General features: G+C 45.1%; 10 protein-coding genes. 6 read left to right on the top strand and 4 right to left on the bottom strand.

Annotated elements, in window-relative coordinates:
* Positions 1–11 precede the first annotated feature (11 nt).
* Both OQY15_RS17700 and OQY15_RS17695 read left to right on the top strand, forming a co-directional pair.
* On the top strand, positions 12–2,237 hold the full coding sequence (locus tag OQY15_RS17700; protein WP_265793236.1) for a GH92 family glycosyl hydrolase: 2,226 nt from the start codon (positions 12–14) through the stop codon (positions 2,235–2,237).
* 67 nt (positions 2,238–2,304) lie between these two features.
* The gene (locus OQY15_RS17695) at positions 2,305–2,529 is read left to right on the top strand and encodes a hypothetical protein (protein WP_265793235.1); all 225 of its coding nucleotides are present in this window, start codon (positions 2,305–2,307) and stop codon (positions 2,527–2,529) included.
* Positions 2,530–2,827: 298 nt separating this feature from the next.
* Here the strand turns inward: OQY15_RS17695 and OQY15_RS17690 are convergent, their stop codons facing one another.
* The 3 genes from OQY15_RS17690 to OQY15_RS17680 are packed head-to-tail and all read right to left on the bottom strand — an operon-like array spanning position 2,828 to position 7,357.
* Entirely contained in the window at positions 2,828–4,516 is a 1,689-nt protein-coding gene (locus OQY15_RS17690) for a sodium/sugar symporter (protein ID WP_265793234.1), read from the bottom strand.
* A gap of 11 nt (positions 4,517–4,527) precedes the next feature.
* On the bottom strand, positions 4,528–5,859 hold the full coding sequence (gene xylA, locus OQY15_RS17685) for a xylose isomerase (RefSeq protein WP_265793233.1): 1,332 nt from the start codon (positions 5,857–5,859) through the stop codon (positions 4,528–4,530).
* A gap of 10 nt (positions 5,860–5,869) precedes the next feature.
* Complete coding sequence (locus OQY15_RS17680; RefSeq protein WP_265793232.1) at positions 5,870–7,357, bottom strand: FGGY family carbohydrate kinase; 1,488 nt, start codon at positions 7,355–7,357, stop codon at positions 5,870–5,872.
* Positions 7,358–7,474: 117 nt separating this feature from the next.
* On the opposite strand from OQY15_RS17680, the gene OQY15_RS17675 reads away from it, so the two are divergent.
* Positions 7,475–8,503: a LacI family DNA-binding transcriptional regulator gene (locus OQY15_RS17675; protein ID WP_265793231.1), complete on the top strand. Its 1,029-nt coding sequence runs from the start codon at positions 7,475–7,477 to the stop codon at positions 8,501–8,503.
* Between the two features lie 50 nt (positions 8,504–8,553).
* Here OQY15_RS17675 and fabF read toward each other — a convergent pair whose 3' ends face one another.
* Entirely contained in the window at positions 8,554–9,798 is a 1,245-nt protein-coding gene (fabF, locus tag OQY15_RS17670; RefSeq protein ID WP_265793230.1) for a beta-ketoacyl-ACP synthase II, read from the bottom strand.
* A gap of 271 nt (positions 9,799–10,069) precedes the next feature.
* Between fabF and OQY15_RS17665 the strand changes: the two genes are divergently transcribed.
* From OQY15_RS17665 to OQY15_RS17655, 3 genes are all read left to right on the top strand, one after another.
* Positions 10,070–10,567, top strand: a complete 498-nt coding sequence (locus tag OQY15_RS17665; RefSeq protein ID WP_265793229.1) for a phosphoheptose isomerase — start codon at positions 10,070–10,072, stop codon at positions 10,565–10,567.
* A gap of 149 nt (positions 10,568–10,716) precedes the next feature.
* The gene (locus OQY15_RS17660) at positions 10,717–11,445 is read left to right on the top strand and encodes an acyl-CoA desaturase (protein ID WP_265793228.1); all 729 of its coding nucleotides are present in this window, start codon (positions 10,717–10,719) and stop codon (positions 11,443–11,445) included.
* A 95-nt stretch (positions 11,446–11,540) separates the two neighbouring features.
* A complete protein-coding gene (locus tag OQY15_RS17655; RefSeq protein WP_265793227.1) occupies positions 11,541–14,228 on the top strand; it encodes an outer membrane beta-barrel protein in 2,688 nt (895 codons plus the stop codon).
* Positions 14,229–14,275 lie beyond the last annotated feature (47 nt).

Genomic DNA, 14,275 nt, shown 5'->3' with positions numbered 1-14,275 from the left:
AAATCTGATCCATGAAAAACTTACTTAAATCCTCCTTGCTGGTACTTTCTTTAACGTTTTCATCAGCTGTTGTGCTGCATGCCCAGGAGACTGCCGGCCTCGGCAAATACGTGAATACTTTTATCGGTACTTATCCGCTGACAGACCCAAAGATCCTGGGCTACGAATTACCCAAAGACTGGCGCTCATGGGCAGGACTCACCTTTCCGGGGAGCTCTATGCCCAACGCGATGGTGCAGCTGAGTCCGATGACAGAATACGGCTCTGGTGCAGGATATGAATATGAAGACAATATCATTTACGGCTTTACCCATACCAATAAGGGCCACTGGAACCTCTGTAATATTCCGCTCATGCCTGTATGGGAAGGTGGTATCGCCAGCGCAAAGGCGGCTATCGCAGCATCTGACAATACGATAGAGGGTAAAGGTCGTAACCCGAAAGATTTCGGATCACTGTTTTCACATGAACAGGAAAGCGCTGCTCCGGGTTTTTACCAGGTGTACCTCCAGAATTACAAGGTGAAGGTAAGTCTTACCTCTACCTTACGCAGTGGTTTCCACAGGTATGAGTTTGAGAATGCCTCTGGCAGACAGATCATCTTTGACCTGGGCAGGTCCAATAACAACATCTCTGACTGGGAGATCACACAGGTGGGTAAAAATGTGCTTCAGGGAAGCCAGAAAACCGGTGAGCGGATCTATTTTTATGCTGTGATCAATACTGGTATTACAGCGTTGGAAAAGACCAATGATGCCAAAGCCGGAGGTTATGCCCGCATTAAACTGACCAATGGCGGCAAAGATCCGGTAGAAGTGAAAATAGGTTTATCCTTTGTGAGTGCTGCAAATGCAAAAGAAAACCTTGAAAAAGAAATTGGTGCTAAAACCTTTGACCAAGTCCGTCAGCAGGCCTTGCAGACCTGGGAGCAGGTATTGTCGAAGATCCAGGTAAAAGGCGGAACGGAAAAACAGAAGCAGCTGCTGTATTCTTCATTGTATCGCTCGTTGCTTTGGCCGGCCCTGCGCAGTGATGTGAACGGGGAGTATACGGATGCGAAGATGAAACGTGTGCAATCCTCAGATTTTAACTATTACACTGAGCCTTCACTCTGGGATACCTACAGGAATAAAGATGTGTTATTGGGATTGATATCACCAAAAGTAGCACTCGATGTGATCAAGTCTATGAAAGATGTGGGTGATAAAACTGGGTTTATTCCCACGTTCTTTCATGGCGATCACGGTACTTCATCTATCGTAGGTGCATATCTCCGTGGTATAGATGATTTTGACGTGAAGGGAACGTACGAGATCTTGCTGAGAAATGCCAATGTCTCGCCCGGGGCGCGTCCTCACCTGGAAGAGTATATTAAAAAAGGTTATATTTCTGATCCTGATATTGCGCATCCTGAAGTAGAAACAAAAGCCAGTGCAGGTGTTTCCAAAACTTTGGAGTATGCCTATGATGATTACTCACTGGCCCAGCTGGCAAAAAAAATGGGTGACACGGCCAACTACAGAATTTTGATGGCGAGGTCTAAGAATTACAAAAAAATGTTTGATCCCGGAAGCCGCTTTATGCGTGGCAGACTGGCAAATGGCGACTGGATAAAACCTTTTGATCCGCAACAGCCCTATTATGAGTATATGTACCGCGAAGCCAATGCATGGCAGGTTTCTTTCTTTGCGCCACATGATATGAAAGGCTTAATTGAGCTGTATGGGGGTGCGGCAGGTTTTGAATCTAAGCTGGACTCGCTATTTACGCTGCCATGGAACCCCAAACATATTGCGAGAAACGTAGAGACTTTTATCGGTCAGTACTGTCATGGCAATCAGCCGGATCATGAAGCTCCCTTTGCCTATACTTTTATTGGCAAGCCGGAGAAAACACAGAAGGTGCTGGACAATATTATGAATAACCTTTATGGGATTGGCGAGAAGGGGCTGGCACTGGCCGGGATGGATGATGCCGGGGAGATGTCGGCCTGGTATGTGCTGAGCGCTACAGGTTTATATACTTTCTCTGCCACTGATCCTGAATACCTCGTGACCGCACCACTGTTTGATGAGGTAAAATGGAAAACCAGCACTGGACGTACCCTTACGGTAAGCAAACCCGGTAAAGGAAGAGGGATTAAAGAGATCAAAGTGAATGGCAAAACCAGTGATGGATATTTTGTGTCGCACGACTTGTTTAAAAACGGAGGAAAAGTTGAGCTAAGAACGGAATAGTGTCATAATATTTGAAACAACGTTTAGCTATCCGCGTTTACTATATATTTATATCAAACTTAAAACTATGATTACTCCAGAAGATAACAGCTCATTTAACGAAGAAGAACAAGACGAACAATTCAGTCAGCAGGATGTACAATCTGATGGTATAGATGCTATACCTCCATCAGAAGAGGACAAAGCTGCATCGGATGTGGAGAACCTCACACAGGCCGACAGGGCTTCGGAATCATCTTTCACCCTGAATGTAGATAACGGCATTGCCCCAGGGAAACCAGACAGGAAGTAATCTGTCAGCAATTCTGAAAATTTTTACAATTGCTGTAGCGTTCTGTTCTTTACCTGCGTTTTATAGTCAGGTTAGGGTTCAGAAGCGTTACCTGTAATTGAATATTGCTTTATTCTTTTTGGTGTGTTTTGTTATTAGTCTTCCATAATGTGGTGTTTAGGAAGACGGGAATCAGGTTTACATTTCAATGTAAGGTGGTGTTTCTGAACCAAATGGGTTGAATTAATTTGGAACACACACAAATGGAAACAATGGCCTCCCGATCAGCTGATCGGGAGGCCTTGTTCTTTTATAAGGTTTACCAGAATATGGTATAGAGCGCTACGATAATTCCTGTGATCAGGACGGCGCCAACTGTGAAACCAGGGGTAGTTTTAAACATACCACGGTCAATCTCGAGACCTTTAGGATTCACGCCGTTTCTGTTTTCGAACATGCTGATGATATACATGGCGACGATACAGATCAGGAATACAAAACCCATCCTGTCAAGGAAAGGGATCTCATATAACATACTTCCATCTTTCTGCTCCACCAGTTTGGAGAAACCCAGTGGGTTTAACCATTGCAGGTTGGCAAAGTTAGGTAACACCTTGAATCCTACAGACATCAGGAAACCGCCGATCGTTGCAAATAATGCTGCATTCGAGGTTGTTCTTTTCCAGAAAAAACCAAGAATGAACATGGCAAAGATCCCCGGGGATACAAATCCGGTATATTCCTGTATAAACTGGAAACCACCTTTTTTATCAATACCCAGCTGCGGCGCAATGATGATCGCCAGTATCATCGCTACGATCACGGTGATTCTTCCGATGATCACCTGTTTGTTTTCATCTGCATCCTTGTTGATTACTTTTTTGTAGACATCTAGTGTAAAGATGGTAGCTATACTGTTGGCCTTACCCGCCAGTGAAGCTACAATTGCTGCTGTTAGGGCGGCAAAGGAAAGACCTTTTAAACCAGCTGGCAGCAGGTTAAGCAATACCGGATAGGCAGAATCCGCGTTCAGCGAACCGTCCTTCATCATATCTGTCTGGAATGAACCTGCACCTTCTTTGTAAAGTACCCAGGCTGCAATTCCCGGTAAAACAACAATCACCGGCATCAGTAATTTTAAACCGGCCGCGAACAATAATCCGCCTCTGGCTGTCTCCAGATCTGCACCCAAAGCTCTCTGTGTGATGTACTGGTTACATCCCCAGTAGTTCAGGTTCACAATCCACATACCACCAATCAGCACGGATAATCCCGGCAGATCCATGTAATGCGGATTCTCCTTATGGAAGATCATCTGGAAATGGTCTACTGCCTTTTCCTTGATCAGTCCCAGGCCGTTGAAGACCCCGCTGGTGCCGAAATGGGCAGATACCAGTTGCAGAGCAAGATAAGTTGTAGCGAGTCCGCCGAGGATCAGGAAGAACACCTGAATCACATCTGTATACCCGATCACCTTCATCCCGCCAAGGGTGATGATCACTGCGAATATGGAAAGGATGTACATACAGGCCGTTGTATTGATACCCGAGATGCTGTTGATGGCCAGTGCTCCAAGGTATAAAATAGAAGTAAGGTTTACTACCACATACAATAACAGCCAGAAGATGGCCATGATCATCGCTACCGTACCGTTGTAGCGCTGACCCAGGAACTGGGGCATAGTGTAGATTTTATTCTTGAGGTATACCGGTATAAAAAATATCGCCACAATGATGAGCGTAGCCGCCGCCATCCACTCATAGGTAGCGATGGCAAGGCCCATGGTAAAACCCGAGCCGCTCATGCCGATAAATTGCTCAGCAGAAATATTGGAGGCAATGAGGGAAGCACCGATAGCCCACCAGGTGAGGGAATCTTTTGCCAGGAAGAAGTCTTTGGAATTTTCTGCCTGCGCCTGCTTTTTACGGTAAACCGTCCAGCCGTACAGCGCTACAACGAGGAAGTAAACCAGGAAAACGACATAGTCGTACGTACCTAATGAATGCATATGCTGGTAGGTTAAATATATCTGTTAACGATGTTTTCCAGTAATTCCTGTTTGCCGCTAATCGTTTCAGGTTCTCCTTTTTCGATGGCATATGCTGTCAGCTCTTCGAGCGTGAATTTACCGTTCTCAAAATCCTTACCTGCACCGCTGTCATACGAAGCATATCTTTCTGTTCTTATTTTTTTATAGTCTGATTTCTGCAGGATATTGTCTGCCGTGATCAGTGCCCTTGCAAAGGTATCCATACCACCGATATGCGCATAAAACAAATCAGCAGCATCAGTAGAGTTCCTTCTGATCTTTGCATCGAAGTTCACACCGCCACCCTGTAATCCACCAGCTTCAAGGAAGATCAGCATGGTTTCTGTCAGCTCATTGATATCGTTAGGGAACTGGTCGGTATCCCAGCCATTCTGGTAATCACCTCTGTTGGCATCCATAGAACCCAGTAATCCTGCATCTGCAGCTACCTGAACTTCATGCTGGAAGGTATGACCGGCAAGAGTGGCATGGTTAACTTCCAGGTTGAGTTTAAAATCACCCAGCAGGTCGTACTGACGCAGGAAGCTGATTACAGTAGCCGCATCATAGTCATACTGGTGTTTGGTAGGCTCACATGGTTTAGGTTCCACCAGGAAAGTGCCTTTAAATCCTTGTTTACGTGCATAATCTTTTGAGGCATGTAAGAATTTTGCCAGGTGTTCCTGCTCCCGTTTCATATTGGTATTCAAGAGGCTCATATAACCTTCGCGGCCACCCCAGAAGACATAATTTTCTCCGCCAAGGGCGATTGTAGCATCCAATGCAAATTTCACCTGTGCAGCACCATGCGCCAATACATGGAAATTTGGATTGGTAGAAGCACCGTTCATATATCTGCGGTGAGAGAACAGGTTTGCCGTTCCCCAAAGCAATTTAACGCCACTTGCTTCCTGCTTTTGTTTGGCATATTCTACGAGCGCCTGAAGACGTCTTTCATTGTCCTTAACATCATTGGTATAATCTACCACATCCACATCGTGGAAGCAGTAAAAAGGAAGGTTCATTTTTGTTAAAAACTCAAACGCAGCATCCATTTTGTCCTTTGCTCTTTCTACAGCATCAGCCTTTTCATTCCATGGGTGAAGGATAGTAGCTTCTCCAAAGGGATCACCACCTGTAGCTACAAAAGAGTGCCAGTAAGCACCCGCAAAACGTAAGTGATCTTTCAGTGTTTTACCTGCAACAATTCTGTTCTCGTCATACCAGCGGAAAGCCAGTGGGTTATCTGAATCTGCGCCTTCGAACTTTACCTGTCCGATTCCCTTGAAGAATTCTCTTTCTCCCGTAATTACATTTGCCATATTTACTCGTTTATATTTTGTTATTAAGTTGCTTGTTTAAAAGATGAAGCCATTCCTGATACACAGACTCATATGCATCTGTTACTGTAGGTTCTACTACCTGCAGGCACTTGATGTTATGGAATGCCTCTGATGCCGTGGAAAAGGTTTTAGCGCCAATACCAGAGCCAAGGGCGGCGCCAACGCTGCCATCATTTTCATACAGTTCTACAGGAACTCCTGTGCTGTTGACGAAGGCTTCAAGGAAGAGGTCACTCAGGAATAGGTTGGCTTTTCCGGCGCGGATGACACTCGGGCTCATGCCATTAGCGCGCATAATATCGAAACCATAACGGAATGAAAATGCGATGCCTTCCTGTACCCCGCGGAAAAGATGCGCCTGGGAGTGCAGGTTGAGGTCTATGTTTTGGAAATGCACGCCTACGAGCCTGTTGTTGAGCATACGCTCTGCGCCATTCCCGAAAGGCAATACCCTTAATCCATCGGCACCGATCTTCACCTTTTTGGCTTCGGCATTCATCGATCCATAACTCAGCGCAGCGCCGAATAAGTTTTTAGTCCAGCGGTTAAGACTGCCCGTACCGTTGATGCAAAGCAATACCCCAAGACGTTTCTGCTCTTCGGCGTAATTCACATGGGCAAAGGTGTTCACGCGCGACTGATCATCGTAGGTCAGCTGGTCGCTCACGCCATAGATTACCCCCGAGGTACCTGCTGTAGCAGCAACCTCTCCGGGTTCGAGGACATTCAGGGACAATGCATTATTGGGCTGGTCGCCCGCTTTGTAAGTAACCGGAGTACCTTCTTTTAATCCCAGTTGTGCTGCAATAGCGGAGGATACCCTGCCGTGCTCAGCAAATACCGGTTTAATTTCCGGAATCAGGGAAGGACTAAAGCCATAATATTCCATCAGCTCTGCAGACAGGCTGTTGGTTTGAAAATCCCAGAAGATACCTTCTGATAAAGCCGAGATGCTGGTAGTAATCTGCGAGGTCAGTTTCATTGCAATGAAATCCCCTGGAAGCATGATTTTGTCGATTGTATCATACAACTCAGGCTCGTTTTGTTTTACCCAGGCCAGTTTGGATGCGGTAAAGTTTCCCGGTGAGTTGAGTAAGTGCGACAAAGAAAACTCGTGTCCCAGTGCATCGAAAGCAGCGTTACCAAGATCTACAGCCCGGCTGTCACACCAGATGATACTGTCCCTCAGGAGATTTTGATGTTTGTCGACCAATACCAGTCCGTGCATCTGGTAAGCGATACCGATGGAACTGATATCACGGGGATTGAATTTTCCCGAAGCTTTACAAATCGCAAAAGCCTGCTGAACATGTTCCCACCACATTTCGGGAGATTGCTCTGCCCATCCGGGATGTATGGCTGTGATCAGGCTTTCTTCGTCGGGAAATTGTGCTGAAGTGACCACCTGTTGCGTTGCAGAATCCACAACGGCTACTTTGATAGAAGACGTTCCAATATCTATTCCTAGTAATAACATATATGTGTTTTGTTATTGCAATTGTTAAGTTTATACCCGGTTACGGAAAACGAATTTAGGTTAATATTTTTATTATGCAATCGATTGCCCATTTATTTTTACATTTTTGTATGAATAATGAAACGCCAGAAAAGAACCACAATCTATGACATCGCCCAGAAGCTGAATATAGCAGCCTCATCGGTGTCGCGCGCATTGAGCGACAGCTCCAAAGTAAACGCTGCTACCAAGGCATTAGTACTGAAGACTGCTGCCGAAATGAACTATCAGCAAAATGCGATGGCTTCCAATCTGCGAAAAGGGAATAATCCCACGATAGGTGTGGTTGTACCCAGGATCAACCAGAATTTCTTTTCCAATATTATCGCCGGACTGGAAGAGGTAACGTATGAGAAGGGCTATAATCTGATCATCTGCCAGTCGAACGAACTGCATGCCCGCGAGGTAGACTGTGTACACGCACTGATCAACCAGCATGTGAGCTGTATCATTATTTCCATCGCTGCGGAAGCAGGCAGCCACCAGCATCTTCAGCAGGTGCTGGACAGGAATATACGGCTGATCCAGTTTGACAGGGTAGTGGATGAGCTGGACACTTTTAAAGTCATTAATGACAACGAGAAAGCTTCATACGATGCGGTGATGCACCTCATTAATCAAGGGTACAGCAGGATAGCTTTGCTGGAAGGGCCGCAGGAGATTGACATCTTCCGCCAGCGTAAAGAGGGATACCTGAAAGCGCTCCAAAAATCAGGCTTCCCTGTAATTGAGGAACTGATGTGCGAAAATGCATGGACAAAAGAATTAGGCGCGCAGGCTACTACACAGCTGCTCAGTTTGCCTGAGCCACCGGATGCCATCTTTGCTTCTACGTCTGACTTTTCTGCCCTTGGTGTTCTTGAAGTAGCCAGCGCAAAGGGTATAGCAGTACCTGATGCACTCGGCATCTGTGGATATTCCAATGAACCCTTTACAGAAATCACCAGTCCTTCGATTACAACTATAGATCAGTTCAGCATCAGTATGGGAAAAGCTATTGCCGACCTGTATTTTCAGGAGCTGGAGAGCTCGGATCTGAATGCGGAACCAAGGGTAGTAAGTATCAAACCTGAACTGATTATCAGGAAATCAACTACCAGAAATTAGCCAAAAAAAAAGGTCGGACATATGCCCGACCTTTTAAAGCTTCTTAAAAATTATAGTGCTTTAAAAACAACGGTTCCGTTGTGGCCGCCAAATCCAAAAGTATTACTCATGGTGGCTTTAATAGTCGCAGGAATTGCTTCTTTAATCACAATATTTAAATTTCCGGCGATTGCAGGGTCAATTTCAGTCGTGTTGATAGTCGGTGGAATAACACTGTCCCTCATTGCAAGTAAGCAGATAATCGCTTCAATTGCACCGGCAGCACCCAGTAAGTGGCCAGTCATTGATTTGGTAGCACTGATCATCAGGTTATTTTTTCCTGTTCCCAGTAAATTAACTACTGCATTTGTTTCAGACAAATCTCCTACCGGGGTAGAAGTAGCGTGTGTATTCAGGTAATTCACATCATGAATAGTCAGGCCTGCTTCTTCAAGTGCAAGTGTCATTGCTTTAGAAGCGCCCAATCCCTCAGGATGGGTTGCTGTCATGTGGTAAGCATCAGCTGTCATGGCTGCACCACCAAGCTCGGCATAAATATGTGCACCACGTTTAACAGCATGTTCATATTCTTCCAGTACCAATGCACCGGCACCTTCACCCATTACAAAACCATCACGGTTCACATCAAATGGTTTAGATGCAGTTTGCGGCGTATCATTTTGTGCAGACATAGCTTTCATCGCACAGAAGCCTCCTACTGAGGATGCAGATATTGGTGCTTCTGAACCACCGGTAATGATCACCTTCGCTTTACCCAGACGGATATAGTTAAAGGCATCCATAATGGCAGTGTTTGAAGTTGCACATGCAGATACAGCAGTATAATTGATACCCATATATCCATTGCGGATAGAGATCAGTCCTGAGGCCATGTTGGCAATCAGTTTTGGTACGAAGAAAGGACTGAAACGTGGTGTTCCGTTGCCCAGCGCATACTCTGAGGACTGCTGTTCAAAGGTATCCATACCACCCTGACCGGATCCCCAGATCACACCTACATCAAAAGGATTCATCTTGTCAAATTCAAAACCTGAATCTTTGATCGCTTCATCAGAAGCTACCAGGGCGTATTGTGTAAAGCGGTCTGTCCTTTTAATATCATTTCTGTCCAGATATTTAGTAACGTCGAAATCTTTGAGCTCACAGGCGAATTGGGTACGGAAAAGTGAAGCATCAAACCGGGTGATTTTTGCCGCCCCGCTTTTGCCGGCTACGGTATTGCTCCAGAAAGTATTTACATCATTTCCCAACGGGGTTAACGCCCCGATCCCTGTGATAACCACTCTTTTTAACATATGCTTTTTTATAAATTTTGATTTAATCCGGCTTTCCAGCCTGATATGCAGACACAAAAGTAAGACTATATTTAATACCAAACGGTATAATCTGGGTAAATATTTCAATCCCCCCACCGTTTTCGGCTGCGAAAATACAAATATAAAGGGGCAATTAGATTAATTGTTTGTCCCATTGCTGTAACCAGTATGATATTTTTTCAGAGATTTCTTTAAGGTGAAGGTATTTAAGCTGATATGACTATATTTGAAGATCAAAATATTAAATATAATGTCAGATCAGAAAAAAGAAATATTCGACAGTGTTGCGCAGCGACTTAAGATTGAAGGTTTTAATGTAGTTAACCGTGATGAGACCCGTCCATGGGGAGGTTTTTTTGTTATTGATGAAGAACAGGCGCAGCAGTTTGCAAATGTTTATTTCGACGGATTGAACGTTGAAGATTTGCGTATCGGCGGTAAGCTGAGCCCAAAAATCTTAATCGTTGCACCTAATACACGTCTTTCGTGGCAGTACCACCACCGCCGTGCAGAAATCTGGCGTGTAGTAAGTGGCACAACAGGCGTAATCACCAGCGAAACTGATGAGCAGGGAGATGTTCAGCAATTGACACCTGGTACTACTATTAAATTGAAACAAGGTGAAAGACACCGCCTGGTAGGTTTGGATGACTGGGGTATCGTTTCAGAAATCTGGCAACATACTGACCCTTCAAACCCTTCTGATGAATCGGACATCGTTCGTGTATCAGACGATTTCGGAAGATAATTTTTAAACATACATAGAGATGTGCATTCCCGGATGCACATCTTCTTTTTTTATTATACCCCTCCAAAGGATCGTTTACCGGCCCTTTTTCTAAAATTCCGCATGTGAACATCCGTACAGGTGTTCTTTTTCGTTAGTATATTCAACCTATGATTATTCTTTTATTCTTTGTTCTGCACTGGTTCCTCTCTCTTTTTTCACAAACCTTCTTTTTACATCGTTATGCTTCACATAAAATGTTTAAAATGAATGGATTTTGGGAAAAGGTTTTTTATACCATTACTTTTTTATCCCAGGGTTCATCTTTCTTAAATCCAAGGGCATATGCAATCCTCCACAGGATGCACCATGCATTTTCTGATACAGAGAAAGACCCGCACTCACCACATTTTGTAAAGGATGTATGGGGAATGATGATCCAGACAAAAAATATCTACCTCAATTATGCCAAATATAATGAAGAACCTGAAGAGCAGTTCCGTGATAAATATCCTTCATGGCCATTGATCGACCGCATTGGTGATTCATGGATCACCCGTATGGTGTTCGTGAGCTTTTACATCTGGTTTTACGTGACTTTTGCTACTGCATGGTGGATGTTCCTGCTGTTGCCTATCCATTTCCTGATGGGGCCTTTACATGGTGCTATAGTGAACTGGTGCGGCCATAAATATGGATATTCAAACCACGATAACAATGATCACAGCAAAAACTCTCTGCCATTGGATTTCCTGATGATGGGGGAGCTGTTCCAGAATAACCACCATAAAAAACCAAACAGTCCGAACTTCGCTTCAAGATGGTTCGAATTTGATCCTACGTATCCGGTGATGAAGGTGATGCACTGGCTCCGTATTATCCGGATCAGGAAAGTATAATTTTGAAAACACACACCACCCAATAAATGAAGAGGCTGCCGAAAGGGAGCCTTTTTTGTTGATTGCCCGGGATCATTACTATATTAGCAGGAGATATGTTTGTTGCAAAAACCGGTTTTCTGTTTTTTCTGCTGCTGAGCCTGTTTTTTCTGCAGAACCTTCAGGCTCAGACTACCCTGAAGCTGAACGGCGTTGTTCAGGACACTGTGAAAGCAGGTATTCCGGGAGCAAATGTGAGACTGATCTCTGGAAAGGATACGATGAATACGAGTACAGATTCTGTGGGCAGGTTTAGCTTTACGGTTAAACGATCAGCTCCTGCAGCACAGGTGTCAATCTTAGTGAGGGGCCTCGGTTACCTGCCCAATGGGAAAGAGTTTACGCTGTCTGATGATTCCAGGGAGCAGGCGCTATCTGCACTGATCCTCAAAGATGCCTCTAACCAGTTGTCTGAAGTGGTGATTAAAGCCAAGGTGATCCCTATGCGTTTAATGAAGGATACCGTTGAATTTAATGCTGCTGCCTATACAGTACGTGAGGGTGATAACGTAGATGAGCTGCTAAAGCAGCTGCCTGGCGTTGAAATAGATAAAGATGGCAATGTGAGCAGTGGCGGTAAGGAAATGACAAAGCTCCGGGTAAACGGCAAGGATTTTTTTACCAGTAATGTCAAAGAGTTTATCTCACAGCTGCCCGCAGGAATTGTGGACAAGCTGCAGGTGATTGATGACTATGGTGACAAAGCCAACTTTACCGGTGTAAAAAGCGGGGAGCCGCAAAAGATGCTGAACCTGGTGCTGAAGGATAAACGCAATCGGGGCACCTTTGGCAATGCAGGGCTGAGTGGTGGTACCAACAATCGCTATGTGGCTAATCTGCATGCAAATGTATGGAGGGATGATAGCCAGCTGGGGCTAAACGGGCAGGCCAGTAATACCAACACTGGTGCGGGTATCAACAACAGCAGCAACACAGGTTTTACGTTCAGGGACAAAGTAGGGAAAAACCTCAGCCTAAACGGGAATTATAATTTTCAGCGTAACAGGACAGAACTGAGTCAGCAAAACTATATAGAGACTGTAAATTCGCTAGGAACGGTTTATAACGAATCTTCTACACAAGATGAATCAAAAGGCACCAACCATAATTTTGATATGGGGCTTCAATCAGTTAGCGGAGTAAACTATCTGAACGGGAGCATCCGGGGATCATTAAACAACTCAGAAAGTATGGGCTTAACTTCATCAAAACAAACAGGGGTTATTCGTCAGGACTTGCTGAATGGCAACCGCTCCGATCAGCACAGCCCAAATCTTAACGCTGATTTTAACATGGCACGTCATTTTAAAAAACAAGGAAGGACGGTATCAGTTGGCCTGACAGCCGGTAATAATATCAGCAACTCTGTACAGGACCAGAACAACAGAATCGGCTACTATGATCCTGAAACCGAACTGCTGGTGAAAGATTCACTCAGAAATCAGCTGGTAGATACCCGTAATCGTGTGCAGAATATAAACGCGTCATTGACGGTGACCGAACCCTTGGGCAAGACATTAGACTCAGTGGCACAAAGGAATATTGACTTCAGTTACATGTACGCCTATACCCATACGAGTAATGAGCTGGTGACAAATGTGCAGAATGATCTGTACGCATACAGAAGGGTAGACTCGCTGAGCAATAAATACACCTCGTCCTTTAGTACACATACGATAGGTATCAATTACCGTTATTCCACAAAAGGATTGAATTACAGTATTGGCGTCACAGGGCAGCCCAATGTGCTGACCGGTGCATACGAGGGGCGGGCAGACAAAATCAGCAGAACAGGTTTTAACGTCTCACCGGTTGCCCGTTTCGATTTTACGCCTTCTCCAAAAACCACCTATAGCCTGGTGTATAATGGAAACAGCAATGCCCCGGATTTTAACCAGCTGCAGCCAGTGCCTGATACACGTAATCTGCAGAACGTGATCATAGGTAATCCGGATCTGAAAGCTTCCTTTAACCACTCCGTAAATTTGAGTTACCGCTCTGTGAGTCCGGCTAATGGAAGTACACTGCAGCTGTCTGTCCGTGCTACTGCGGTGCAGGACCAGGTTGTGAGCAATACCGTGTTGATCAGAGATACGCTGAACAGCCTGAAGCAGGAAACGCGGTACCTTAATACAGGGGGGAACTACAATGTGGGCAGCAACTATTTCTGGTCGATACCCCTCTCGGGAAAGAAATTCAATATAGAACTCAAAGGCGGAGCCAGCTATAACCGACGTGTATCCTATGCGGATAACATCAAAAACTTTGGCAAGGGATTGGGTTTGAACCAGGGATTGTCACTGCGCATGAACCAGAAATGGCTGATGCTGAGTACCAGTGCATCCTATATTTACCGGAGCAATGTATATTCACTGGCTACGGCCAATTCCAATGTCATCCAGACCTGGATGTTCAATGGAGATGCAAAGATTTTTATTGCGAATAGCTTTAACGCTGGGTTTAATACTTCGAAGACCATCAATCAGGGCTTTGCTATTGCCGGCAGAAACCCGCTGCTGATGGGTACTTATGTGGAAAAGACCTTTTTTAAACGGAAGGGAAGCATCAAACTGGAAGGTCACGATTTGCTGAACCAGGGTAACAATATCAGCAGAGTGGTTTCGGATAACTCCATTACCGAGAGCAGGAACAACCAGATCACGCGGTATTTTCTGCTGAGTCTGAACTGGCGGCTGCAGAGCTTTCCCGGAATGGGCGGTAGTATGAGGAGGGGGAGAAGCTAAAAAAAAAGCCCCGCTGAACGCCGGGGCTTTTTGATATATTGTGGAAC

It is taken from the genome of Pedobacter sp. MC2016-15 (assembly GCF_026239695.1).
Classification (GTDB): Bacteria; Bacteroidota; Bacteroidia; order Sphingobacteriales; family Sphingobacteriaceae; genus Pedobacter.
Note: the sequence above shows the minus strand (reverse complement) of the source record. Positions and strands in the feature narration are given on the sequence as shown.

Coding starts and splice junctions, on each gene's coding strand:
- OQY15_RS17660 (WP_265793228.1), top strand. CDS start 10,717: ATGATTATTCTTTTATTCTTTGTTCTGCACTGGTTCCTCTCTCTTTTT.
- xylA (WP_265793233.1), bottom strand. CDS start 5,859: ATGGCAAATGTAATTACGGGAGAAAGAGAATTCTTCAAGGGAATCGGA.
- fabF (WP_265793230.1), bottom strand. CDS start 9,798: ATGTTAAAAAGAGTGGTTATCACAGGGATCGGGGCGTTAACCCCGTTG.
- OQY15_RS17695 (WP_265793235.1), top strand. CDS start 2,305: ATGATTACTCCAGAAGATAACAGCTCATTTAACGAAGAAGAACAAGAC.
- OQY15_RS17690 (WP_265793234.1), bottom strand. CDS start 4,516: ATGCATTCATTAGGTACGTACGACTATGTCGTTTTCCTGGTTTACTTC.
- OQY15_RS17655 (WP_265793227.1), top strand. CDS start 11,541: ATGTTTGTTGCAAAAACCGGTTTTCTGTTTTTTCTGCTGCTGAGCCTG.
- OQY15_RS17700 (WP_265793236.1), top strand. CDS start 12: ATGAAAAACTTACTTAAATCCTCCTTGCTGGTACTTTCTTTAACGTTT.
- OQY15_RS17675 (WP_265793231.1), top strand. CDS start 7,475: ATGAAACGCCAGAAAAGAACCACAATCTATGACATCGCCCAGAAGCTG.
- OQY15_RS17680 (WP_265793232.1), bottom strand. CDS start 7,357: ATGTTATTACTAGGAATAGATATTGGAACGTCTTCTATCAAAGTAGCC.
- OQY15_RS17665 (WP_265793229.1), top strand. CDS start 10,070: ATGTCAGATCAGAAAAAAGAAATATTCGACAGTGTTGCGCAGCGACTT.